18 protein-coding genes are annotated in these 24,558 nt (G+C 62.1%); 7 read left to right on the top strand and 11 right to left on the bottom strand.

Features of this window, described 5'->3' with window-relative positions:
• Window positions 1–410 precede the first annotated feature (410 nt).
• From wecB to AAIS01_RS04720, 6 genes are all read left to right on the top strand, one after another.
• Window positions 411–1,613, top strand: coding sequence for a non-hydrolyzing UDP-N-acetylglucosamine 2-epimerase (gene wecB / locus AAIS01_RS04745; RefSeq protein WP_431191902.1), 1,203 nt, complete (start codon window positions 411–413; stop codon window positions 1,611–1,613).
• A 36-nt stretch (window positions 1,614–1,649) separates the two neighbouring features.
• On the top strand, window positions 1,650–3,863 hold the full coding sequence (locus AAIS01_RS04740) for a hypothetical protein (RefSeq protein ID WP_343468013.1): 2,214 nt from the start codon (window positions 1,650–1,652) through the stop codon (window positions 3,861–3,863).
• 12 nt (window positions 3,864–3,875) lie between these two features.
• Entirely contained in the window at window positions 3,876–5,990 is a 2,115-nt protein-coding gene (locus AAIS01_RS04735) for a glycosyl transferase family protein (protein WP_343468012.1), read from the top strand.
• Window positions 5,987–7,795: an NfrA family protein gene (locus AAIS01_RS04730; RefSeq protein ID WP_343468011.1), complete on the top strand. Its 1,809-nt coding sequence runs from the start codon at window positions 5,987–5,989 to the stop codon at window positions 7,793–7,795. The genes AAIS01_RS04735 and AAIS01_RS04730 overlap by 4 nt, the downstream gene beginning before the upstream one ends.
• A 39-nt stretch (window positions 7,796–7,834) precedes the next feature.
• Entirely contained in the window at window positions 7,835–8,710 is an 876-nt protein-coding gene (locus tag AAIS01_RS04725; protein ID WP_431191901.1) for an alpha-amylase family protein, read from the top strand.
• Window positions 8,711–8,911: 201 nt separating this feature from the next.
• On the top strand, window positions 8,912–9,247 hold the full coding sequence (locus AAIS01_RS04720; RefSeq protein ID WP_343468009.1) for a hypothetical protein: 336 nt from the start codon (window positions 8,912–8,914) through the stop codon (window positions 9,245–9,247).
• A gap of 33 nt (window positions 9,248–9,280) precedes the next feature.
• On the opposite strand, the gene yghX is transcribed toward AAIS01_RS04720, so the two are convergent.
• The 11 genes from yghX to pedF form a co-directional block, all read right to left on the bottom strand.
• Complete coding sequence (yghX, locus tag AAIS01_RS04715) at window positions 9,281–10,171, bottom strand: YghX family hydrolase (RefSeq protein WP_343468008.1); 891 nt, start codon at window positions 10,169–10,171, stop codon at window positions 9,281–9,283.
• A gap of 91 nt (window positions 10,172–10,262) precedes the next feature.
• Window positions 10,263–11,906, bottom strand: a complete 1,644-nt coding sequence (gene mqo / locus AAIS01_RS04710) for a malate dehydrogenase (quinone) (protein WP_343468007.1) — start codon at window positions 11,904–11,906, stop codon at window positions 10,263–10,265.
• Between the two features lie 486 nt (window positions 11,907–12,392).
• Window positions 12,393–13,763, bottom strand: coding sequence for an ATP-binding response regulator (locus AAIS01_RS04705; RefSeq protein ID WP_343468006.1), 1,371 nt, complete (start codon window positions 13,761–13,763; stop codon window positions 12,393–12,395).
• Window positions 13,747–14,910 (bottom strand): alcohol dehydrogenase-like regulatory protein ErcA, encoded by a 1,164-nt coding sequence (gene ercA / locus AAIS01_RS04700; RefSeq protein ID WP_343468005.1) that lies wholly within the window; start codon window positions 14,908–14,910, stop codon window positions 13,747–13,749. The genes AAIS01_RS04705 and ercA overlap by 17 nt, the downstream gene beginning before the upstream one ends.
• 113 nt (window positions 14,911–15,023) lie before the next feature.
• On the bottom strand, window positions 15,024–15,095 hold the full coding sequence (gene pqqA / locus AAIS01_RS04695) for a pyrroloquinoline quinone precursor peptide PqqA (RefSeq protein WP_003243383.1): 72 nt from the start codon (window positions 15,093–15,095) through the stop codon (window positions 15,024–15,026).
• Between the two features lie 238 nt (window positions 15,096–15,333).
• The gene (exaC, locus tag AAIS01_RS04690) at window positions 15,334–16,854 is read right to left on the bottom strand and encodes an acetaldehyde dehydrogenase ExaC (protein ID WP_343468004.1); all 1,521 of its coding nucleotides are present in this window, start codon (window positions 16,852–16,854) and stop codon (window positions 15,334–15,336) included.
• A gap of 296 nt (window positions 16,855–17,150) precedes the next feature.
• Complete coding sequence (locus tag AAIS01_RS04685; RefSeq protein ID WP_343468003.1) at window positions 17,151–18,926, bottom strand: PQQ-dependent methanol/ethanol family dehydrogenase; 1,776 nt, start codon at window positions 18,924–18,926, stop codon at window positions 17,151–17,153.
• 310 nt (window positions 18,927–19,236) lie between these two features.
• Window positions 19,237–20,175, bottom strand: a complete 939-nt coding sequence (locus AAIS01_RS04680) for a quinoprotein relay system zinc metallohydrolase 1 (RefSeq protein ID WP_343468002.1) — start codon at window positions 20,173–20,175, stop codon at window positions 19,237–19,239.
• A 16-nt stretch (window positions 20,176–20,191) separates the two neighbouring features.
• Window positions 20,192–20,947: a quinoprotein dehydrogenase-associated SoxYZ-like carrier gene (locus AAIS01_RS04675; protein WP_343468001.1), complete on the bottom strand. Its 756-nt coding sequence runs from the start codon at window positions 20,945–20,947 to the stop codon at window positions 20,192–20,194.
• 10 nt (window positions 20,948–20,957) lie between these two features.
• Window positions 20,958–21,833 carry a substrate-binding periplasmic protein gene (locus AAIS01_RS04670; protein WP_343468000.1) on the bottom strand — a complete coding sequence of 292 codons (876 nt, stop codon included), beginning with the start codon at window positions 21,831–21,833 and terminating at the stop codon, window positions 20,958–20,960.
• Between the two features lie 5 nt (window positions 21,834–21,838).
• The gene (gene pedF / locus AAIS01_RS04665) at window positions 21,839–22,300 is read right to left on the bottom strand and encodes a cytochrome c-550 PedF (RefSeq protein ID WP_092398659.1); all 462 of its coding nucleotides are present in this window, start codon (window positions 22,298–22,300) and stop codon (window positions 21,839–21,841) included.
• 252 nt (window positions 22,301–22,552) lie between these two features.
• Between pedF and exaA the strand changes: the two genes are divergently transcribed.
• Window positions 22,553–24,409 carry a quinoprotein ethanol dehydrogenase gene (gene exaA / locus AAIS01_RS04660; RefSeq protein ID WP_343467999.1) on the top strand — a complete coding sequence of 619 codons (1,857 nt, stop codon included), beginning with the start codon at window positions 22,553–22,555 and terminating at the stop codon, window positions 24,407–24,409.
• The last annotated feature ends 149 nt before the right edge of the window (window positions 24,410–24,558 follow it).

Below are 24,558 nucleotides of genomic sequence, written 5' to 3'. Positions count from 1 at the left end.
ATATAAAGCGGCGCCAAAAATAAGACCTCGATGGACTTGGCGTGATCAAGCCGCCCTTGCCAGCATTCAAAAAATTACAAAAAACTCTTAATATTCAAAATGTTAGATACTTTTGATTGCAGAACAAGGGCACAACTTTTCAACCCCCCCTCAATCCTTCCCAGTCAAAACAACCAAATACCTTTCAAATAAAACTTTGCGCTCGTGTTCTTTGGTGTTATTACTTCGCCGCTCCAAGCTGCAATAGGCCATTACGCAACTTTTCGCGTGCGTTACGCGCCTGCCTGTTATTGGATCCCACTTAATTCAACTCGCTTGTTTACTCAAACGCATGATCGCGCTTGGGCGAACAGTTGTGCGGCGCAGCAAACTGCGCGAGGAAGGGCGTCATCGCTACTCATCAGTCACGGATCAGGATTCTGTCGATCTTCGGTACCCGTCCGGAAGCCATCAAGATGGCACCTTTGGTCAAGGCCCTCACCGCCGAACCGGGCATAGAGTCGCTGATCTGTGTCACCGGCCAGCATCAAAGCATGCTTGAGCAGGTGTTGGACCTGTTCGATCTCAAGGCCGATTTCACGCTCAACGTGATGACGCCGCACCAGACGCTCAACTCGCTGACCGCTGCGCTGTACGGCGCGATCGACCCGGTACTGGAACAGACCCGGCCCGATCGGGTGCTGGTCCATGGCGACACCACCTCGGCCATGGTGGCTTCCATGGCGTCCTTCCATCGACGCATTCCCGTGGGCCATGTGGAAGCCGGGCTGCGCACCGGTGACATCTACAGCCCATGGCCGGAAGAAATGAACCGCCGTTGCATCGACCTCAGCGCCGACCTGCTGTTTGCCCCCACCGCTCAATCTCGCGATAACCTGTTGGACGAACGTCTGCAAGGCCGCTGCCTCGTGACCGGCAATACCGTCATCGATGCGTTGCAGATGACCGCCCGGCGCATTGAGGAGAATGCCCAACTGCGTCAAGCACTGGACCAACAGTTCCCCTTCCTGCAAACCGGACGCAAGTTATTGCTGGTCACCGGCCACCGCCGGGAAAACTTTGGCGATGGCTTCCTGGATATCTGCAAGGCCCTGCGTCACCTCGCCCAGCGTCCCGACATCCAGATCGTCTACCCCGTGCATCTCAATCCCAGCGTACTGGGCCCGGTGACTGCACAACTGGGTGACCTGCTCAACGTGCACCTGATCAAGCCCCTGGATTACCTGGCGTTCGTACGCTTGATGCAACACGCCCACGTCATCCTCACCGACTCCGGTGGTGTGCAGGAAGAAGCACCGTCCCTGGGCAAACCGGTGCTGGTGATGCGCGACGTCACCGAACGCCCCGAAGCCGTCGCCGCAGGTACGGTGCGTCTGGTCGGCACCTCTCCGGCCTCAATCATTGCCGGTGTGGACGCGCTGTTTGACGACAAGGCCTTGTGGCGCCGCGCGTCACAGGCGACCAACCCCTATGGTGATGGCAAGGCCAGTCAGCGCATCGTCGATACCCTGATGGGGCGCCCGGTGGACGATTTTTTCGTGGCCCCGTCGCCATTACCTCAAGGCTGGGCTCACCCACCGCTGTACGCGCCACGCCAGTTGCTCGCCTCCTAATCGCTGCTCCCCCTTATCAGATCGAGATTTACCTGAATGAAACCTTCCGTTGCCCTCTCTACGGGGGCGCTCAGCGCCCTTGCCTATGGCCTGAGCCTGCTCGCGCTCATGCCAACCTTCGCCTTGGCTGCCGATAGTCCGCTCACCCAGGCTATCCATCGGCTCAACACCGATACCCGCCAGGAGCGCGAGGTCCGTTTGAGCGACTTGGGCATCAATGCGCCGATCCTACTGGGCGCCAGCGATTCCCGACGGGAACTGTATTTGCCGGTGCCGGCCGGCGTCGCCCTCAATGAGGCGTCGCTGCAACTGGACGCCAGCTATCTCAATGGCGAAGGAGGCCGCAACACCCTGCTGCTGTCGCTTGATGGCTATCCGGTGCGCGCCGAAGGACTCAGCGAGCCTCAAGGCAGTGCCAGCGCCACACTGGGCGTCGACAAGGCCCCGCGCGACAACGGACTGGTGCGACTGGGCATTGCCTGGTCCTCGGTGGTCTCCCGACCGTTGTGCGAAGACGACCGGGTTATCGGCAACGTGCTGCGCATCCAGCCCGACACGCGCTTGAACTACAGCTTCGACGCCCGCCAACTGCAGGATGTCGGCGCTGCCTGGACGGCGTTGCCTGCTGAACCGGGGATCCTGGTCGCACCGGGCTCGTTGTCCGCCGACAGCTACGACGCGGCCTGGCGATTGGGCGTGGCCCTGGAGCGGATGGGCAAGCACAGCCGCATCGTGCCGTTCCCGGCCGTACAAGACAGTGTGGACTTGAGCGCTTTGCGCATCCCGACCGAACTGTTGAGCCTCCCCGCCTTCGCCAGCCTCAACGCGAAGGGCCAGCATCGCCTGGCCAACCCGGCTGAGATCGGCGCACTGCTGATGCTGGGGCAAACCCCGAACGTACAGGCCGACCTGGCCATCAACGACCCGCAACTGCTCCAGGCCATCAATCAGTCCCTGGATGCTTTGCAGAGTCAGATCCAGAGCGTCGACCCAACCGCGGCCAGTGCCTTGACCCAATGGCGCGAACAACGCGTCAACGCAGCCACGGCAGGCACCGGTCCTGACGATGTGCGCCTGGCGCTGCTGGGCACGCGCCCGGTCCTGATGATCGCCCCGCACGCCACCGGCAAAGCCCTGTCGTTGCTCGGTTCCCAGTGGAACAAACTGGCGCGCAGCCGGCAGTTGACCGTCAGCGAAGCGCAAACACCTTTGAGCAACGACGGCCGTGTGGCCCTGTCGCGACTGGGCGGCGCCCCCGGCACCTATGACGTGGCCTCCCGATTCGACTGGAGCACTTCTTTCCCCTTGGGCAGCGTGGCGTATGACGGTCGCTTGCCGGTGACAGCCGTGGTGGATCTATCCGCGGCACCGGGGGCTTCACACACGCCGCCCGTGGCCTCGCTGTTTTTCAACGATTTCCTGATCGGTGCCCAGCAGTTGACCACCGATGGTCAATCACAACGTATAACGGCCCATATCCCCAGCTATGCCCTGGGCTCAAAAAACGTATTGCGCGTCTCGTTCCAGCGCCAGCCTGTCAGCGATCGCTGCCTGGAAACACCCCAGGCCTTCCCGGTAGCGGTGCTGCCGAGCAGCCATATCGTGCTGGAAAAAATTGCCCTGGACGACGGTTTCTCCGGCATGGCCGCGCGCTTCGCCGTGGCTACCCAGATCCTCGTTCCCCAGGCCTACCTCGACCAACCGACCGCCAGTCTGGCCCGGGTGATCTCGGTGGCCGATGCCGCCGGTGTTTCACCGTTGCGCGCGCAGTTGAACGTCAGCGCCGATCCCACAGCCGTGGTCAGCCCGGACAACGCCTTCCTGGCCTTCGAATTACCGCTTGAGGACAGCAAGGAATCGGTCCTGGTCGATGAACAGGGGCGCCTGCGCATCAACCATGAAGATCAGTTACTGCTGGATGTGCAGCCCCTCAACCAACTGGCTTCGCTACAAGTGGTGCAAGCCTCGGGACAGCATGGCCTGGTGTATCGGACCCTGGGCAGTCAAGCGCCCGACTTCGCCCAGCCGATTGTGCTGACCCGTGGCGATGTGGCGATTCTCGGCGACAACGGCGCGGTGACGATCATCGACAGCAAAGACCCCAGCGGCAGTCGGTTGATCGGCCGTGAAGAACCCAAAGGGCTGGATGCCTGGCGTAAACCTTCGCTGCTCTGGCTGATCCCTGGCGCCCTTGTGTTGTTCCTCCTCCTGTTGCTGGCTGGCCGTAGCGCCCGTCGCAATCGCCAGTAACGGTAACCTTCGATGACGTCGCTTTATTGGCCCTATTGGCTGGCCCACTACTACAACTACCTGGAAGCGGCGACCATCGTCGTCGCGGTGGTGATCCTGATCTCCAGCCTGGACGACCTGATCATTGACCTGTGGTACTGGTCTCGCCGCCTGTACCGCAAGCTCACCGCGGACCGAAAATACCGGTCGCTGACCGTCGACCAACTGCTGGCCCGGGACGAACAGCCCCTGGCGATCATGGTGCCGGCCTGGCTGGAATACGACGTCATCGCACCGATGATCGAGAACATGGTCTCGACGCTCGATTACCAGAACTACGTGGTCTTCGTCGGCACCTATGTCAACGACCAGCGCACCATCGACGAAGTCGAGCGGATGCGCCGGCGCTACAAGCAACTGCACCGCGTGGAAGTGCCCCATGCCGGACCGACCTGCAAGGCCGACTGCCTGAACTGGGTGATCCAGGCGATCTTCCTGCACGAGAAAACCCATGGCATGACCTTCGCCGGTGTCGTTTTGCACGACAGCGAAGATGTGCTGCACCCATTGGAATTGCGGCTGTTCAACTACCTGCTACCACGCAAGGACATGATCCAGTTGCCGGTGGTGTCGCTGGAGCGCAACTGGTACGAATGGGTGGCTGGGGTCTACATGGACGAGTTCGCCGAATGGCACGGCAAGGACCTGGTGGTGCGTGAAAGCATGACCGACACCGTGCCCTCGGCTGGCGTCGGCACCTGTTTCTCCCATCGCGCGCTGCGGGTGCTGGCCGGCACCACCGAAAACCAGCCATTCAACACCGACAGCCTCACCGAGGACTACGACGTCGGCGCGCGGCTGGCCAAGGTCGGCATGAATGCGATCTTCGTGCGTTTCCCGGTGCAGTTTCGGGTGCTGCGCAAATCCTGGTTCCGCAAGCCCTACGAATCGACCCTGACGATGCCACTGTGCGTGCGCGAGTTCTTCCCGGATACCTTCCGCACGGCGTTCCGGCAAAAAGCCCGCTGGACCCTGGGCATCGGCCTGCAAGGCTGGGAACAAATGGGCTGGAACGGCTCGTTGGCCAACCGCTACCTGCTATTTCGCGACCGCAAGGGCGTGGTGACGGCGTTCGTCAGCATCATCGCCTACGTGATTCTGGTGCAACTGCTGGGCCTGATCATTCTGCGCAACAGCGGCTGGTGGGACATCACCTTCCCGACGCCCTTTGAAACCAACGACCTGATCAAATACCTGCTGGTGGCCAACGGCATTGCCCTGCTCTGGCGGATCCTGCACCGCTGTTACTTCACCACCGTGCTGTACGGCTGGCAGCATGGCTTGCTGTCGATCCCGCGCATGCTGGTGGGCAACTTCGTCAACTTCATGGCTGCGTCCCGGGCCTGGCGGATGTTCCTGGTGGGCAAGGTGATGAATCGTAAACTGGTCTGGGACAAGACCATGCACGACTTCCCTTCCACCGACCTGGTGGCCATCGCACCACGCCGTCTGGGCAGTGTGTTGCTGTCCTGGCAGGCGATTACCGACACCCACTTGCAAAGCGCCCTGGACCAACAACAATCGCGCAACATGCCGCTGGGGCGCATTTTGCTCAATAACGGCTGGCTGGACGACGAAACCCTGGCCGAAGCCATTGCGTTCCAGAATGACCTGCCCCGGGTCTTTGATGTGGCGCAAAAAGCCGCCGCCTCAACGTCGTCACTGACTGGCGAATTTGCGCTGCGCTGGCGGGTAATACCTCTGGGCCGCAACGCTGACGGCTGCGAACAGATCGCCGTGGCCAACCCCCTGTCCGACGAAGGCCTGCAACAGATCAGCATTGAGCTGGGCAGCGAGCCGGTGCAGTTGATCGCCCGGGAAAGTGAAATTCTCGCGCTGTTGCGCCAGTTGCCGGAACGCAACGGCCACGCCGTACCCAATGCCAGCGCACCGCTGCTGGGTGACTTGCTGATCGAAATGGGTCTGCTCGATCGCGATCAATTCAGCCGCGCCATGTTGCAGTATCGACCGCAGCACCACGGTCGGATCGGCGATTACCTGGTCGACAGCGGTGTGCTGCCCCGGGCCACTATCGAACAGGTGGTGGCGCGTCAGCACAGCGTCTACCCCATGGAGCTTCCGGCATGAACCGCGCCCTTTTGACCCTATTGGCCACGGGACTGGGCCTGATACCGGCCCTGACGGCTGCCGAAACCTTGCCGCTGCCGTTGTCCGGCCCGGCCTACACCGCCGCCAACCAAGCCTACAGCGCCTACGAGCGCAAGGACTACGACCTGGCCATCGCCAAGGCGCGCGAGGCCCTGCGCCTGCGTGCCGACGTGACGCGTCTGCACACCCTGATCGCCATGGCCGAACGAGACAAGAAACTGCGCGACCAGCCTCGCGTCGCGGGGTCATCGCGCGCCGCCCCGGCGGCACCGGGTTTCGTGGCCGCCTCCCAGGCCTACAAGGCTTACGAGCAAGAACAGTTCGTTTTGGCCGCGCAATCGGCTCGCAAGGCCATCGCCCAGGCACCCCGGCGCCGGGAATACCGGCTGTTGCTGATCGACGCCTTGCAGCGCCAGCATCTTCTGGTCGAAGCCGACCAGGCTGTGGGCGATGCGCTCGGGGTCTTCGCCAACGACGACGCGCTCCTGATGCGGCGCAAAGACATTCGCCGCCAACTGGCGGCGCCGTTGGCAGTCCAGGGCTACCATGCCTTGCAGCAGGGCGATGCGGTGCTGGCCGTGGACAAGGCTCGCCAAGCCGTGGCTTGGGCTCCGGAAATCGCCGCCAACCAGCAATTGCTCAACAGTGCACTTCTGACGGCCGAGGGTCGCGACGCACCGGTTCTCGAGTGCCAGGAAAGTACCTTCGGCCTGACGTGCGCCACCCGGCCGGATAATACCGAAGGACGGGCACCGGTCAGTGATTTGCAACTGGCCTATGATTCAGTCCGGGCCGGTGACGATGAGGCGGCCCACGCCGCGTTCCGCAAGGCTGACGCCGTTGCCCCCCTGAAGCCGGCAGCAGCCCAGGACGCCGCCTACAACGCCATGCGTGTCCATGAAGACGACGAAGCCGTGGCGTATTTCAAGCGCGTGATTGATGGGCAAAAAACGGCAGAAACGCCTATGTCCGCACAACAACTGTTCGATACCCGTCGCACCGTGGGTGACGTTTCGCGCAGGATGGGCCTGACCAGCACCACCAGTTATCGCGGCAACAGTTCCAGTGGCCTGAGCGCCGCGCCGAGCACTGGGAGCAGCGGCAGCCAAAGCAATGATTTGCTGCAAAACAGCACTGAGCTGTCCTGGCGCCCATTGGGCTATCGCAACGCGCGGTTTGTCGAACTCTACGGGCGCGTTACCGACACCCTGTGGAGCAAAAACAGCGACTCGGACACCAGTGCAGACGCCCTGCAAGGCGCACTCGGTGTCCGGATCAAACCCTTCAGCTCCGTGAACATCATGGCCGCCCTTGAACGCACCTTTCCCCTGGGCTCCTCGAACGTCGAGGGCGACTGGCTGGCGCGCCTGGGCTACGGCTCGAGCATCGGCACCGACCTGCGGGTTGATGCGCCCAGTTGGTGGACTTCGCAGCTGTACGCCGAAGTCGGTCGTTACCTCAACGACTCACGCAATTATTTCAACAGCGAATGGCAAGTGGGACGCAGCTATGCCATCGGCGGCACCGGTTCACGCTGGGTGACCTTCCCCCATGTCGTGGCGGCGTTCGACTACGATTCCAAGATGAAAAGCGGCGCCGACGGTGACTTCTCGTCGGGCAACGCCGGTGGGATCGGGGTGGGCAACAACGTACGCTACTGGTTCCGGGAAGATGCCTACAACGCGCCCCGTTCCTATGTGGATTTTTCCCTGCAATACCGTGCCAGGGTGTTCGGCGAGGAGCGCGCCAAAGGCGTATTCGCTCGCCTGACCTACTCCTATTGAGGCCTTTGATCTGATGTGCAACTCCTGGAAGGCGCTCGCTTGAAAATCTTCGGCCATTTCATCAGTCGCAGGGCCGTGGCGGCACTCTCGCTGGCAACGGCCCTCGGCGCAGGCACAGGGACGTATTACATGATGAACCAAGAGGTTGCACCGAACATCGTTGGCATCGTCTGGCAGCCAGACAACCAGACCGTGGGAATCAAAGGCAACTGGGAAAAGCTGGGGGTGCGCGAGCTGCTGGTGCAATGGACGGTGGTGGATGACCAGGCCTTCGTGCCCGGCACCGGCCTGCCCAGCGTGCCGCTGTTGCCTGACTGGGCGCGCATCGCCAAGGCGCCCTGGGCCCAGGATGTCATCCTCGGGCTGGCCGGTCATTTCAGTGAAAACCGCTCCAGGGACAATATTGAGCAACTGGCCGCGGTGTCGGCGCGCATTGCCCGGTTGCCGACGCCGCTGCACGTGACCGGGTGGTATTTTCCGGCCGAGGTCGATCCCAGCTGGTCTCGCGCCAAGGAACTGCCCGCCCTGCTGGCCAAGCTGCCGCGGCCGTTGTGGATCAGTGTCTACGACGGCGCCAACATCGGCCCCGCCGCCACTGCCGACTGGCTCAAGCAATGGTTGCCGGATGACATTGGCGTGTTCTTCCAGGACGGCGTCGGCGTCTACGCCCGCACCGCCCCGGTGGCCCGCGACTACGCCGACACCCTGCGTGACCGGCTTGGCAAGGACCGGGTGCGGATCATCGTCGAAGCCTTCCGCCCCAAGTTCGGCGGCGGCTTTCGCTCAGCCACGGTTGCCGAACTTACACCACAACTGGCCGCCTATGCCGGCTATCCGCTGTACCTGTTCGACGGCCCCCATTACCTGACGCCTGAGTGGGTGGAGCAGTTGGAGCAATCCCTGACCAAGCCGTGATCATGCTTCAAGGCCTTCGCCCCAGGCCTGGCCTCAGAGATTTGTATCGCTGTGTATATGAACTGCGCATTGATACGAAACCGTTGACTTCGAGCCTTGCGGACACACAACGTCGATACACCTGCGCGTTTAACTGTGATCACCGGACAGCAGCACACCCGCTGCCACTGGCTCACTCAATCAAGCGCAAGGAGAATCACCATGTTCAATCTCTCGAAAGTTTCGTCTCTGGCAATCGCCCTGGCACTGGTGGGCGGGCTCGGCCTGTCGAACATCGCTTCGGCCACGGCCATGAGTGCAGCGGCGCATGGTCAGGCTGCACAACTGCTGGCTGAAGGCGGCTCCGATCGCCTGAGCCAGAACCGCGTGGCCGAAGGGGGCTCCGATCGTCTGCTTCAGAACCGCGTGGCCGAGGGAGGCTCCGATCGTCTGCTTCAGAACCGCGTGGCCGAGGGAGGCTCCGATCGCCTGCTTCAGAACCGCGTGGCTGAAGGTGGCTCCGATCGTCTTCAGGAGCTGCGCGAACGCAACGCTTAAGGGTTGATAGTCGTGCTGAGCGCGACGTGGTGCTCACACCAGGTACTGTTTGAACCACTCAAGGGTGCGCCCCCACGCCAGCTCGGCAGCCGCTTCGTCATAGCGCGGGGTCGAGTCGTTGTGGAAGCCATGGTTGACGCCCGGATAGATATAGGCCCGGTAAGTCTTCTTCCCGGCCTTGAGCGCTGCTTCGTAAGCCGGCCAGCCTTCATTGATGCGGGTATCGAGTTCGGCGTAGTGGATCAGCAGCGGTGCCTTGATTCGCGGCACGTCCTCAGGCTTGGGTCCACGTCCATAAAATGGCACCGCCGCGCCGAGCTCGGGATAGGCCACGGCGGCGGCATTGGCCACCCCGCCGCCGTAGCAGAAACCGGTGATGCCGACTTTTTTGCCGCCGATGGCCTCATGTTTCATCAGAAACTCAACGGCCGCGAAAAAGTCGTTCATCAGCTTCTCGGGATCAACCTGCGCCTGCAGCTCGCGCCCCTTGTCATCGTTACCCGGATACCCGCCCACCGAGGTCAGGCCATCCGGCGCCAGTGCCACGAAACCGGCCTTGGCCACGCGCCGGGCGACGTCTTCGATGTAGGGGTTCAAGCCGCGGTTCTCGTGGGCAACCACCACACCGGGCAGCGGGCCGCTGGCGTTGGCCGGCCGGACCAGATAGCCACGCACCTGACCGTGACCGTTGGGCGAGGGATAAGTGATGTACTGCGCCACGATGTCCGGGTCGGTGAAGTTCACCTGCATGGCCTGGGCATAGTTGGGGCTCAACGAGGCCAGCAACGCACCGGCCGTCAGCCCGCCCACCGCGAACTGGCTGGCCCGTTCCAGGAACATCCGTCGGGATATCTGGCCGTGGGCGTAAAAGTCATAGAGTTCGAGCAGTTCGGCGGGAAAGTCCTTGGCGGTCAGGCGAGTCATGGTTTGATCCTCTTCGGGGATCGAAAAATCATAGACGAAAAAAAACGCCGCTCGGTGAGCGGCGTTTTTTATTCACCAGACAGCGTCCGGTTTACAGCGCCATGTCGGCCGCCGGGTTGCTTTGCGGGGCTGCGGCCGGCGCAGTCGGTGCAGGAGCGGTGCCCTGCTGGCCGATCGTCGGCGGCGTGTCCAACTGCAGGACTTCGCTGGTGTAAGCCCACTCCTGAGCCACACGCTCAGGGCTTTCGTTGAGCTTGGTGCCGTAGCTTGGCACGATCTGATGCAGCTTTTCCTGCCAGGCCGGGGAAGCGACCTTGTCCTTGAAGACCTTCTCAAGCACGGTCAGCATGATCGGCGCAGCGGTCGAGGCACCTGGCGAAGCACCCAGCAGAGCGGCAATGCTGCCGTCCTGGGACGCGACCACTTCGGTGCCCAGTTTCAGGACGCCGCCCTTCTCTTCGTCACGCTTGATGATCTGCACGCGCTGGCCGGCCTGCCACAAGCGCCAGTCTTGCTGTTTGGCGTCCGGGAAGTATTCCTTCAGGGCGTTGAAGCGATCTTCGTCCGACTGCATCAACTGGCCGGCCAGGTATTCCACCAGCGGGTACTGTTCGATACCGACCTTGGTCATCGGCCACACGTTGTGGGTCGTGGTGCTGGTCAACAGGTCAAAGTACGAACCGTTCTTCAGGAACTTGGTGGAGAAGGTGGCGAATGGGCCAAACAGAATGACGCGCTTGCCGTCGAGCACGCGGGTGTCCAGGTGCGGAACCGACATCGGCGGTGCGCCAACCGAAGCCTTGCCGTAGGCCTTGGCCAGGTGCATCTGGGCGATGGTCGGGTTCTCGGTCACCAGGAACGAGCCGCCTACCGGGAAGCCGGCGTATTCACGGGCTTCCGGGATGTCGGCTTCCTGCAGCAGGTGCAAGGCACCGCCGCCAGCGCCGATGAACACGAACTTGGCGTCGGTCTCGGTTTCGCTACCGTCCTTCAGGTTCTTGTACGACACGCGCCAGCTGCCGTCTTCGTTGCGGGTAATGTCCTGCACTTCGCTGGACAGCTTGAGGGAGAAGTTCGGCTTGGTTTGCAGGTGAGCCGCGAACTGACGCGTGATTTCGCCGAAATTCACGTCGGTGCCCAAGGGACTCCAGGTGGCCGCGACTTTCTGGCTCGGGTCACGCCCTTGCATCATCAGCGGTACCCACTTGTTGATCTGCTCGCGATCTTCGGAGTACTGCATGCCGGCGAACAACGGGCTGGCCTGAAGGGCTTCATGGCGCTTCTTCAGGAACGCAATGTTGTCCTCACCCCAGACAAAACTCATGTGCGGCGTGGAGTTGATGAACGAGCGCGGATCTTTCAGCACACCGTTCTTGACCTGCCAGGCCCAGAACTGACGGGACACCTGGAACGCCTCGTTGATCTCGATGGCCTTGGCGATTTCCACCTTGCCATTCTTGTCTTCGGGCGTGTAGTTCAGCTCGGCCAGCGCGGAATGGCCGGTACCGGCATTGTTCCAGCCGTTGGAGCTCTCTTGAGCAACACCGTCCAGGCGCTCGACCATTTCCATGGTCCAATCCGGTTCCAGCTCATTGAGCCAGATGCCGAGTGTCGAGCTCATGATGCCGCCGCCAATGAGCAAGACATCCACTTTTTTTGCCTCGGCGGCGTGCGTGGTCGCAAGACCCATCGCCATCGCCAGGCCCAGCAGCGCCGTGTGTGTTTTCTTCAACATGTGTGTATCCCTAGGGTAGAACGCCATTCCGCCCACCAGTCCAGCAATGATAGACCACGCCATGGCCTGCATACGGCATCAAGGGGGGTCGAGACGGGACTGGAGGAAGGACCTACAGGGGCCGAGAAACATCGGCCTCTTGTTTATGTCTCTCCGGCGCTGACTTCTTGTAGGTCTTGGCTTCAGCTGGGTGAGGGACACTGCAAAACGCTTGTAATCGGGCCTGACGTGGCCGTGCCCGATTGTCGCAGCGGGGGGAGTTTACAGAATGAACTAAACAGACCGAAGCCCCTTTTTTCATTCAAGGCATAAACACCGACCAAATGAAGGCGTTTTGATAGCGCACTGGCTGAAAAATGTGGGAGCGGGCTTGCTCGCGATGGCGGTGGCGCATTAGACAGTGATGTAAGCTGACCCAGCGCTATCGCGAGCAGGCTCGCTCCCACAGAGGATCGTCGGTGAAGTCTGACGCCATCTCCCCACTCGCTACCCGAGCAACTGACTCAACACCGCCCGCAACTTGCCGGGCTTGACCGGTTTGTTGAGCAGTGGCGCATTGAGTTTGCGCAAGGCGCGGCGGCACTGGTCGCTGCGATCGGCGGTGATGATCACCGCCGGTATCGCTTGCTGGAAATGTTCGCGCAGGTGTTTGACCACTTCGCACCCGACCACGCCATGATCCAGATGAAAATCCGCCAGGATCAGTTCCGGCGCGCGGCCTTGCAGCACGTCAAAGGCACCCGCCTCGTCCGTGGCAATCAACACCTCGCAACCCCACTGGCCCAGCAGCGCGGCCATGCTTTGCAAAATACTCAGTTCATTGTCGATCACCAAAAGCCGACGCCCAGGCAACGGGTTTCCGGCGACCGCCTGTACGGGTATCCGGGGCATGGGAGGCGGTCTTTCGGTGGACAGCGGCACCTCGATACTGAATACCGAACCGCGCCCCGGTCGGGAGTGCACCTGGACCCGATAACCAAGGACATGGGCGATACGCTCGACAATCGCCAGCCCCAGGCCGACGCCCTTGCGGTCCGCTGCCCGGCCTACGTCCAACTGGTTGAACTCCAGGAAGATCGACTCCATGCAGTCGGCGGCAATGCCGCGCCCGGTGTCCCAGACCTCCAGACTCAAGCGCTCGCCCCGACGCCGCGCGGCCAACAGGATGCCGCCCTGGGCGGTGTAGCGACAGGCATTGCTGAGCAGGTTGCGCAGGATCCGGGTCATCAGCCGCAGGTCGGTCATCACCGCCTCGTCGCCGAAGCGTACCCGTAGCTCCAACCCGGCAGCGCCAGCCACCGACTGGAATTCCGAAGCCAGCGGCGCCAGCAGCTCATCCAGCCGATACGGCGCCAGGTCCGGCTTGACTGCGGCCTGGTCCAGCCGGGAAATGTCCAGCAGGTCGGTGAGCAAGTCCTCCGCACCTTCGAGCGCCTGATGGGTACGCTCCACCAGCACGTGTTCGGAGGTGGGCAGCGTGCGTTCGCGCAATGTGGCGATCAACAGGCGTGCGGCGTTGAGCGGTTGCAGCAGGTCATGACTGGCAGCAGCCAGGTATTTGTCCTTGCTGCGGTTGGCCGCCTGCGCAGCGTCCCGGGCGTCGCGCAGTTGTTGTTCGATCAACTCGCGTTGGGCCATCTGTTGCTGCAGGTTATGGTTGGCCTCCAGCAGCGCTTCGGTGCGTTCGGCTACCCGCTGCTCCAACTGGTCATTGAGCTGTTGCAAGTGCTGCCGGGCCTGTTCCAGCTCATTGAGGCGCGCGGCCAGCTCCGGGTAGTGGCTCTTGCGCGTGGAGTGATTGCCCAGTCCCAGCAGCCCGGCCAGGGCTTTTTGCTGTTCGTCAGAGGGCTTCGCCATAGACGACCTCGACATCCCGCTGGCTCGACTCCCGAGGGTTGGTGAGAATGCACGGGTCATGCATCGCATGTTGCGACAGGAACGGAATATCCGAGGTACTCACCCCGTGCAGCCCCAGGGTTTCGTGAAAGCCGATGGTGCGTTTGAGGGCAATCAGGTGCTCCACCAGTCGAGTCCGGATCTGCCGGTGATTGAGGCCACGGCAATCAATGCCCAGCGTCTGGGCAATCACCTTGAAACGGTCGGGCGCCGAGTTGTAGTTGAACGCCACCACATGCTCCACCAGCACCGCGTTGCACAAGCCATGGGGCAAATCCAGGAAACCGCCCAGGCTGTGGGACATCGCGTGCACCGCGCCGAGAATCGCGTTGGAGAACGCCAGGCCGGCCTGCATGCTGCCCAGCATGATCTTTTCCCGCAGGGCGACATCCGCCGGGTTGGCGATCATCTGCACCAGGTTGCCGTTGATCAGGCGCATCGCCTCCAGCGCATGGGGGTCGGTGAGTGGGCCGTGGCCGGTGGAAACGAACGCCTCGATGGCATGCACCAGCGCATCGATGCCGGTGCAGGCAGACAGGAACGGGTCCATGCTCAGGGTCGTTTCCGGGTCGATCAGCGACACGTCCGGCACCGCGGCCTTGCTGACGATGGAAAACTTCATGCGCTCTTGCTGGTTGGAAATGATCACGAACTGCGACACGTCCGCCGAGGTGCCGGCGGTGGTGGGAATAAGGATCAGCGGTGGACTGGGCACCTGCAAGGTGTCCACGCCTTCGAATTCCAGGATATTGCGACCATGGGCCACGACGATGCCGATGCCTTTACCGCAATCCATCGGGCTGCCGCCACCGACCGCGACGATCACATCGCAGTGGTTTTCCCGGTACAGCTCGGCGCCGAGCATGACTTCTTCGACCCGGGGATTGGGTGAAACGGCACTGTAGACGCAGTAGTCGATGGCCTGGGCCTGGAGGCTGGCCTCGATGTCGGCGACCCATCCGGCAGCGATCACGCCGGGATCGGTGACGATCAGCACCTTGCGTGCGCCGAACGTCTTGGCGTAATTGCCAACATTGTGCCGGCAGCCGGCGCCAAACATGATTTCAGGTGAAACGAACTTGCGCAGCGGACTGAGACTCTGGCTCATCGGTAAGCCTGTTCTTATTGTTCCGGGAATACCCTGAGCCTAAAGCATCCCACCGTGATTGCAATCAGACCAAATGGGTAGCCCGGCCTGAACCTCTCAGGCCGGGCCAGCGCTCATCGGTTGGCGAAGTACATCGTCACTTCAAAGCCTATACGCAGGTCGGTGTACGCGGGTTTAGTCCACATGGGTCTTTCCTCTTCTTGTACCGGGCCATTCCGGCAAAGTCATTAATGCACAGGACACCCGGGGCTCGAATGCTACTTTCGAAGCGGTGGGCGGGGTGCGTTGGTAGCAATGCGGCAATCACACAAATCCAAATGTGGGAGCGGGCTTGCTCGCGATGACGTCGGAACATTCAACATAGCGGTTGAATGATCTACCGCTATCGCGAGCAGGCTCGCTCCCACAGGGGGTGTTTCTTGGTTAGAAGAACCCCAACGGATTGATGTCGTAGCTCACCAGCAGGTTCTTGGTCTGTTGGTAGTGGTCGAGCATCATCTTGTGGTTCTCGCGGCCGACGCCGGACTTCTTGTAGCCGCCGAACGCGGCGTGGGCCGGGTACAGGTGGTAGCAGTTGGTCCACACACGCCCGGCCTTGATCGCCCGGCCCATGCGGTAGGCACGGTTGATATCGCGGGTCCACAGGCCGGCACCGAGGCCGAACTCGCTGTCATTGGCAATCGCCAGGGCTTCGGCTTCGTCCTTGAAGGTGGTAATGCCAACTACCGGGCCAAAAATCTCCTCCTGGAACACGCGCATCTTGTTGTGGCCCTTGAGCAGGGTCGGCTGGATGTAATAACCACTCGCCAAGTCGCCCTCAAGGCGCTCTGCCGCACCGCCGGTGAGCAGCTCTGCCCCTTCTTGCCGGGCAATCTCCAGGTACGAAAGGATCTTGTCGTATTGCTGCTCGGAGGCCTGGGCGCCCACCATCGTGTCGGTGTCCAGCGGGTCGCCGCGCTTGATTTTGGCGATCTTCTTCATGACTTCGGCCATGAACGGTTCATAGATCGACTCCTGCACCAGCGCCCGCGATGGGCACGTGCAAACTTCACCCTGGTTGAAGAACGCCAGCACCAGGCCTTCGGCAGCCTTCTCAATGAAAGCCGGCTCGGCCTGCATGATGTCTTCGAAGAAGATGTTTGGCGACTTGCCGCCCAGTTCCACGGTGGACGGGATGATGTTCTCGGCGGCGCATTTCATGATGTGCGAGCCGATCGGGGTAGAACCGGTGAAGGCGATCTTGGCGATGCGCTTGCTGGTGGCCAGGGCCTCACCGGCTTCGCGTCCAAAACCATGGACGATGTTCAACACACCGGCCGGCAGCAGGTCGGCAATCAGTTCGACGAAAATCATGATCGACAGCGGCGTCTGCTCCGCCGGCTTGAGCACGACGCAGTTGCCAGCGGCCAGGGCCGGGGCGAGTTTCCAGGCGGCCATCAACAGTGGAAAATTCCACGGAATGATCTGCCCGACCACGCCCAGCGGCTCGTGGAAATGATAGGCGGTGGTCAGCTCATTGATTTCGGCTGCGCCGCCCTCTTGGGCGCGAATGCAGCCGGCGAAGTAACGAAAGTGGTCCGCCGCCAGCGGCACGTCGGCATTGAGGGTTTCGCGCACGGCCTTGCCGTTGTCCCAGGTCTCGCTGACGGCAAGGATTTCCAGGTTCTGCTCGATACGATCAGCGATCTTCAGCAGCACCAGGGAGCGGTCCTGGGCCGAGGTCTTGCCCCAAGCATCGGCTGCGGCATGGGCCGCATCCAGAGCCTTGTCAATGTCGGCGGCGCTGGAGCGCGGAAACTGTGCGATGACCTCGCCGTTGACCGGGGACGTATTGGTGAAGTACTCGCCATTGATCGGCGCGACAAATTCACCGCCGATGAAATTGCCATAACGCGGTTTGAAGGTAACGACGGCGCCTGGGGTTCCGGGTTGTGCATAGATCATGATGGGCCTCTGCCTGGTCGATGCCTGTCACGGGACAGGCGATAGACCGATGGTAGACAGCCCCGCCTGCCGGACGAATGCGTCGTTGGCAGGGGGGGCTCTCGTTATTTGGTCGTAGATTTCAAGCATTGGGACGGGGATTTTTTTGGCGAAACGCCACATTGCCCCTGTGGGAGCAAAGCTTGCTCGCGATGCAGTCGCCTCGGTTCCTTGGGAGATCGCATCGCCTTCATCGCGGGCAAGCCTTGCTCCCACAGAGCAATCGCCACAAGAACAGTGCCCGGCCCAGTTTCAACTTAGCGCTTGGCCACCAGATCCTTCGGCAACTTGAAGGTCCAGAGCATCCCGCCCTGATTGAAGTCCTTCACACGCTTGGCCACTTCGCCGCCCCACAACGGCACCGCGCCGCCCCAGCCCGAGAGCACGGAGACGTATTGCTCGCCGTCCATTTCCCAGGTGATGGGCGAACCGAGCACGCCGGAGCCGGTCTGGAATTCCCAGACCTTTTCCCCGGTCTTGGCGTTGAAGGCCTGCAGGAAACCTTCAGGCGTGCCGGTAAACACCAGGTTGCCCTTGGTGGTCAGCACCCCGCCCCACAGCGGCGCGTAGTTCTTGTGGCGCCAGACTTCCTTGCCGGTCTTGGGGTCGATGGCCCGCAGCACACCGATGTAGTCCTCGTTCAGCGGCTTGATGGTGAAACCGGCCCCCAGGAACGCCGCGCCCTTCTTGTAGGCGATGCCTTCGTTCCAGATGTCCATGCCCCACTCGTTGGACGGCACGTAGAACAACCCGGTGTCCTGGTTGTAGGCCATGGGCATCCAGTTCTTCGCCCCGAGGAAGGCCGGTGCGACAAACACCGAGCCGCCTTTGGCTTCGCTGCCCGGCGCGCCCGGACGACCGGCCTCGTTGTAGATCGGCCGCCCGTCCTTGTCCAGGCCACTGGCCCAAGTGATCTTGTCGACAAACGGGAAGCCACGGATGAACTTGCCATTGGTGCGATCGAGCACGTAGAAAAAGCCGTTTCGGTCGGCAGTGGCCGCAGCTTTGATGTCCTTGCCGCCTTCCTTGTAGTTGAAGGAGATCAGCTCGTTGACGCCGTCATAGTCCCAACCGTCGTGAGGGGTGCTCTGAAAGTGCCATTTGATGGTGCCATCGTCCGGGTTCAGGGCCAGGCGCGATGAGGAATAGAGGTTATCGCCAGGGCGCAAGTGGGAGTTCCACGGTGCCGGGTTGCCGGTGCCGAACAGCAGCAGATTGGTTTCCGGGTCGTAGTAACCGCCCAGCCAGGGCGCGGCGCCACCGGTTTTCCACAGATCCCCCGGCCAGGTCTTGCCGGCTTCGCCACCGGAAATGCCATTCTCGATGGCCTTGCCGTCCTTGTAGACGTAGCCCATGTGCCCTTCCACGGTCGGGCGAGTCCACAGCAGCTCGCCGTTTTTCGGGTCGTAGGCGCTGATCTTGCCTACCACGCCAAACTCGCCGCCCGCCACGCCGGTAATCAGCTTGCCATTGACGATCATGGGCGCGGCGCTGATGGAATAACCTTCCTTGTGGTCAGCGACCTTCTTGCTCCACACCACCTTGCCGGTGTCTTTGTTCAAGGCCACCAACTTGGCGTCCAGGGTGCCGAAATACACCAGATCGCCATACAGCGCCACGCCACGGTTGATCACGTCGCAGCAAGGGCGGATGTCATCGGGCAGGCGCGCGTCGTACTGCCAGAGTTTCTTGCCGGTGCGTGCATCCACCGCGAAAACCCGCGAGTAGGAACCGGTGAGGTACATCACCCCATCCTTGATCATCGGCTGGGCCTGCTGGCCGCGCTGCTTTTCGCCGCCGAAGGAGAACGCCCAGACTGGCCGCAGATCCTTGACGTTGTCGGTGTTGAGGGTCGCCAGTGGACTGTAGCGCTGGCCTTGGACGCCCAGACCGTTGGTCACGATCTGCTGCGGGTTTTTCGGGTCCTGGAGAATTTCCTGATCGGTCACGGCGGCCAAGGCCGAACCGGACAGCAGCATGGCACTGAGCAGCAGGCTCACGGCGAAGGGTTGGCGACGTGCGGGATGACTCATGACGGCTACCTCTGCGGTTATTGTTATACCCGGGAAATTTTCCCGGTCTGTCGCAGATTCTTGGCCCCACAGCCCCTGGCAACAATTGCCCGCTGTGCTGAGTTTTCTAGTTCCTTGGTACAGGTGAGGGGGTGGTCGTGCCGGTGTCCACCGTCCTTGGAGGCATGCACCCACCTTTGTGGCGAGGGGATTTATCCCCGCTGGGGCGCGAAGCGGCCCTCTAGCATCGCTGAATATTGGCTGACTGAACTGGCTCAGAGGCTGCTGCGCAGCCCAGCGGGGATAAATCCCCTCGCCACAGGGTACGCCTTCAGTCAGGGTCGTGGGCATCCACCCGCCTCATCCCCGCGCGTTCATACCGCGGATACAGATGGCTGACACTGCGAATCAGCTCGTACCGACTCAGGCTGATCCCGGCAAAACGCTGGGGAATGGGGCTGTGGATCATCTCGGCCATGTCATCGCCACGGGCCGCGCCGTCGCGCATCAATTGGTCGAGCCAGCCCAGGTAATCGCGCATCTGGGCAAACGGCTGCGGGTCCGTCGCGACCGGGCCATGGCCGGGAACGATCTGCTTCCAGGGCAAGGCCTGCAGGGTGTCCAGGTCCTGGAGCCACACCTCAAGCCCCGGGCTGTTGGGGGTGGTCAGAGCCCGCTGGTAAAACACCAGATCACCGGCAAACAACACGCCAGTGGTTTCATCGAGGATCGCCAGGTCCGCCCCGGTGTGCCCGGCCAATGCCAGCAGACGCAACGAATGGTTGCCGACCTTCAGCGGCCCGGGAACCAGCACTTGGTTTGGTAACACCACTTCGGTGCCACGCATCCAGTCACCGACCAGCCGGTACATGTTCTCGGCCATGGCGTCGCCCTGCTGGCGCAACAGATCGGTGGTGCCCGCCAATGCGCCGATGGAGACGTCACTGAAGGCCTGGTTGCCCAAGACATGGTCAGGGTGATGATGGGTCAGCAACACCTGGACCACCGGCTTATCGGTGGTCGCGGCAATCGCCTGGCGCAAGGCCTGCCCGTAGCGCCGGGACGGGCCGGTGTCGATGACCACCACGCCGGCCTCGGTGACAATGAAAGCAGTGTTGACGATGTTGCCGCCGTTGGCCTTGGCAAAATTGTCCGTGCTGCCTTCCAGCAGCCAGGTGCCTTCGGCGATCTGCCGGGGCTTGAGTGAATAGTCCGCTGCGGCCCATGTCGGCAGGCACAGGCCGAGCCAGATCAGCAACAACCAACGCATGGCGCGCTCCTTGTGGTCAGGGGACCGTTGCTTCGAATTCATTGCCGCCGTTGTCACGCAACAACAGGCGGACCTGTCCGGGCCCTTGAATATCGAAGCTCAGGTTGGGGTTTTCACTGACGGCCGCAAAGAGCTCCAGGCGCGCCAGCACCTGGCCGTCGGCATCCAGCAACTGCGCCTGGTTGAGGTAAAACTCCGGGATGCCGCTGACCAGCCCATTGTCCATCGGGTGGGCCACTTGCAGGCGTAGGCGACTGTCTTCACCTCGGGGGTAACGGGCGCCCAGCACTTGGCCCAGGTGTTCTTCCCAGCCCGGCTGGGTCCGCACCACACTGGGCGCGGTGCAGCCACCACCGGCCGCGTCGATCAACGTCGAGCCAACGTGCCACAGGCCGTCACGGGTCTGCACGGCGGCGCGCAACGGCGTGGCCTGTTCGATACGAATGCGGATCGCCAGCCAGGGCAGCACCCGATCCCCCGGCTGGAAGTCGACAATTTTGGGCAGCGGGTTCAGTTCGGCCCAAACCAGCATGCGCACCACGTCGCCGGTGAACGCGCGGGCATCGATTTGCAGCGGCACCTGGCGCGCATCTTCGGCAAAAGGTGGCGCCAGCAACCGGACCCGATCGTCGAAGACGAAGGGCGCCTCATTCAGCAGTTGTTTGTGATAGAAGGCCCACATCACCGAGGGCACCGGGTCCTTCCCGGTCTCGAGCGCTGTCGCCGTCAACGGCAGGCAGCACAACAGCAGACCCAACGCTCGCCAGTTCATCCCTGCGCTCCTATTGATACATGTCGGGCACTTCGTAACGCAGGCCGTAATGGGCGTAGATGGTTTTGACACGGCCGTCGCGAATCAACCCTTCCAGCGCTTCTTCCACCGCGTAAGCCAACTGGCGGTTGCTCTCATGCACCGCCATGCCGATTTCCCAGCGTTGCTTGCCCATGTTCGGGTAAGCATTTTCGGCCAGGGCCAGTTGCGGATCGGCCGCCTCATGCAGTTGCCAGTCGATCTCCCCGCGCATGGCCATGACCGCGTCGACCTGCCCGGCACGCATGGCCTTGAACGCCTGGCCTACGCCAGGGAAGTGATGGGTCTTGGCGCTGAGCATGCCGTTGAACACCGAGGTCAGGTAGAACGACGGCACGCTGTCGACCTCGACGCCAATGGGGTGCTGCTGGAACACCGCGACACTGCCGACGCTTTCCAGTCGTCGTTGGTCGTACGCCACTTGCCAGCACTCTTGCTGATACGGTCCGAACATGGCGACCTGGGCATTTTCCAGTTCACCGATGTCGTTGCGCTTTTGCACGTAGTCGCGGTCGTAGGGCACGCGCATCATCAGGTCGGCCAGTTGCCGACCATGCAGCGCGCTGCTGCGCCAGATGTAATCACGCAGGTCGTCATCGAGCTTTTCGCCGGGCGGCGCCCAGATCAACCGCAGACGCACGCCAAGGGCTTTGGCCAGGGCTTGGGCCAGGTCCACGTCCACACCCCGGGCCTGGCCATGGTCTTCGAAGCTGTAGGGGGCGAAATCCTTGTACACCGCTACTTTCAGTTCGCCGGCGGCGATCATTTCGTCGTAGTTGCGCACCTGCGCCTGTGCCGTCTGACCCCACAACAACAGGCTGCAAAATATCCACGCGAGCAGGCGCATGGCGATCACTCCTCGACGTGCACGCTGTCAAGATAGGTGCGCACCGCCCACAAGGCTTCCTGGCTCAGGTAGTCGGCCATTTTCGGCATGTAGACCCGGCCATCACGCACCGCGCCATGGCGCACGCGCTCGACGAACCACTCGTCGCCGACTTCGGCGGCGTCGAGCATGCGCAGGTCTGGGGCGATCCCGCCAGACTTGGCTTCCAGGCCATGGCAGGCCGCACAGTTCTGGTTGTAGGCCGAAGCGCCGATTTCCACGGCCCTGTCACGCTCGGGCGAACCACGGTACGGGTTTTGCGCTGCCCAACCGTCCGCATCCAGCGGCAAGCCGGTGTCCTTGACCGGGGTCAGACCCTTGGTTTCCACCGCCTGGGGCACCACGTCGCCATGGGCCCATACGGAGCCTGCGCCGGTCAGCCCTATCAGCAATGCGGTAGCGATGATGGCGTTGCGTTTTGTTGTCATTGTTATGCCCTCTGGATTGCACGCAAGACCTCCTTACAGAAGCCGTGCCGTCATCTTAGGAAGCACCTCGCCCCAGCCGAATGCTGCTTTGGTGGCCGCGATCTAGTTCCTTGGTAGCGGGTCATCCGGTGCGGTTCGCAAAGACAACCGGTTCGGGAAGTCTTCCCGGCAAGGGCGGGACTTTTTCCGTATCGGTAGAGCCGTGGCGCGACCCAACCTAGTCAGGCCAAAACCTCACTGGGAAATCCCACCATGACAATAAAAACGCTACCTGCCCTCTCTTCCCTGACCGTTGCCTTGCTGCTGGCCGGCAGCCTGTCCCTGAGTCCGCAGGCGAACGCCGCCGTCACCTGGGAAGACATCGCCAACGATCACCTCACCACCCAGGATGTGCTGCAATACGGCATGGGCACCAACGCCCAGCGCTGGAGTCCGCTGGCCCAGGTCAATGACAAGAACGTGTTCAAGCTCACGCCGGCCTGGTCTTATTCATTCGGCGACGAAAAGCAGCGCGGTCAGGAGTCCCAGGCCATCGTCAGCGACGGCGTGGTCTACGTCACCGGCTCATATTCGCGAGTGTTCGCCCTCGACGCCAAGACCGGCAAACGCCTGTGGACCTACAGCCATCGGCTGCCGGACAACATTCGTCCGTGCTGCGATGTAGTCAATCGCGGCGCGGCCATCTACGGCGACAAGATCTATTTCGGCACGCTGGATGCGCGGGTGGTCGCGCTGAATAAAAACACCGGCAAAGTGGTGTGGAACAAGAAGTTCGGCGACCACGCGGCCGGCTACACCATGACCGGCGCCCCGGTCCTGATCAAGGACAAAACCAGCGGCAAGGTGCTGTTGATCCATGGCAGTTCCGGGGATGAGTTCGGCGTGGTCGGCCAGTTGTTCGCCCGGGACCCGGACACCGGTGAAGAGGTCTGGATGCGGCCTTTCGTCGAAGGCCACATGGGCCGTCTCAATGGCAAGGACAGCACGCCGACCGGCGATGTGAAAGCACCGTCCTGGCCCGACGACAAAACCACCGAGACCGGCAAGGTCGAGGCCTGGAGCCACGGCGGCGGCGCGCCTTGGCAGAGCGCCAGTTTCGACCCCGAAACCAACACCATCATCGTCGGCGCCGGCAACCCGGGGCCATGGAACACCTGGGCGCGCACCGCCAAGGATGGCAACCCGCAGGATTACGACAGCCTCTACACCTCCGGCCAGGTGGGCGTCGACCCAAGCACTGGCGAGGTGAAGTGGTTCTATCAACACACGCCCAACGATGCCTGGGATTTCTCCGGCAACAACGAGCTGGTGCTGTTCGACTACAAAGACAAGGACGGCAAGCTGGTCAAGGCCACCGCCCATGCCGACCGCAACGGTTTTTTCTACGTGGTGGATCGCAACAACGGCAAGCTGCAGAACGCCTTCCCTTTCGTCGACAACATCACTTGGGCCAGCCACATCGACCTGAAGACCGGCCGTCCGGTGGAAAATCCCGGCCAACGGCCGGCCAAGCCACTGCCGGGCGAAACCAAGGGCAAACCGGTGGAAGTCTCGCCGCCCTTCCTCGGCGGCAAGAACTGGAACCCCATGGCCTACAGCCAGGACACCGGGTTGTTCTATGTCCCTGGCAACCAGTGGAAAGAGGAATACTGGACCGAACAAGTGAACTACAAGAAAGGCTCGGCCTACCTGGGCATGGGCTTTCGTATCAAGCGCATGTATGACGATCACGTCGGCAGCTTGCGGGCGATGAACCCCACCACGGGCAAGGTGGTCTGGGAGCACAAGGAAGCCTTGCCGCTGTGGGCCGGGGTGCTCGCCACCCACGGCAACCTGGTGTTCACCGGCACCGGCGACGGCTTCTTCAAGGCCTTCGACGCCAAGACCGGCAAGGAGCTGTGGAAATTCCAGACCGGCAGCGGCATCGTCTCCCCGCCCATCACCTGGGAGCAGGACGGCGAGCAGTACATCGGCGTGACGGTCGGTTATGGCGGCGCCGTGCCGTTGTGGGGGGGCGACATGGCCGAGCTGACCAAACCCGTGGCCCAGGGCGGGTCGTTCTGGGTGTTCAAGATTCCGAGTTGGGATAACCAGATGGCCCACCAATGACCCTTGTGGGCGCGAGCCTGCTCACGATGGCGGTGGTTCAGTTGGCAGTGATGCTGAATGTCCCGACGGCTTCGCGAGCAAGCCCGCTCACACCAGGGATCTGCGGCGGACACAGATTTTGTGTCCGGCAACCATCAACTGTGGGAGCG

Origin of the sequence: Pseudomonas halotolerans, assembly GCF_039581215.1 — a bacterium.
In the GTDB taxonomy this organism is placed as follows: domain Bacteria; phylum Pseudomonadota; class Gammaproteobacteria; order Pseudomonadales; family Pseudomonadaceae; genus Aquipseudomonas; species Aquipseudomonas tehranensis.
This window is presented reverse-complemented; position numbering and strand designations above follow the sequence as displayed.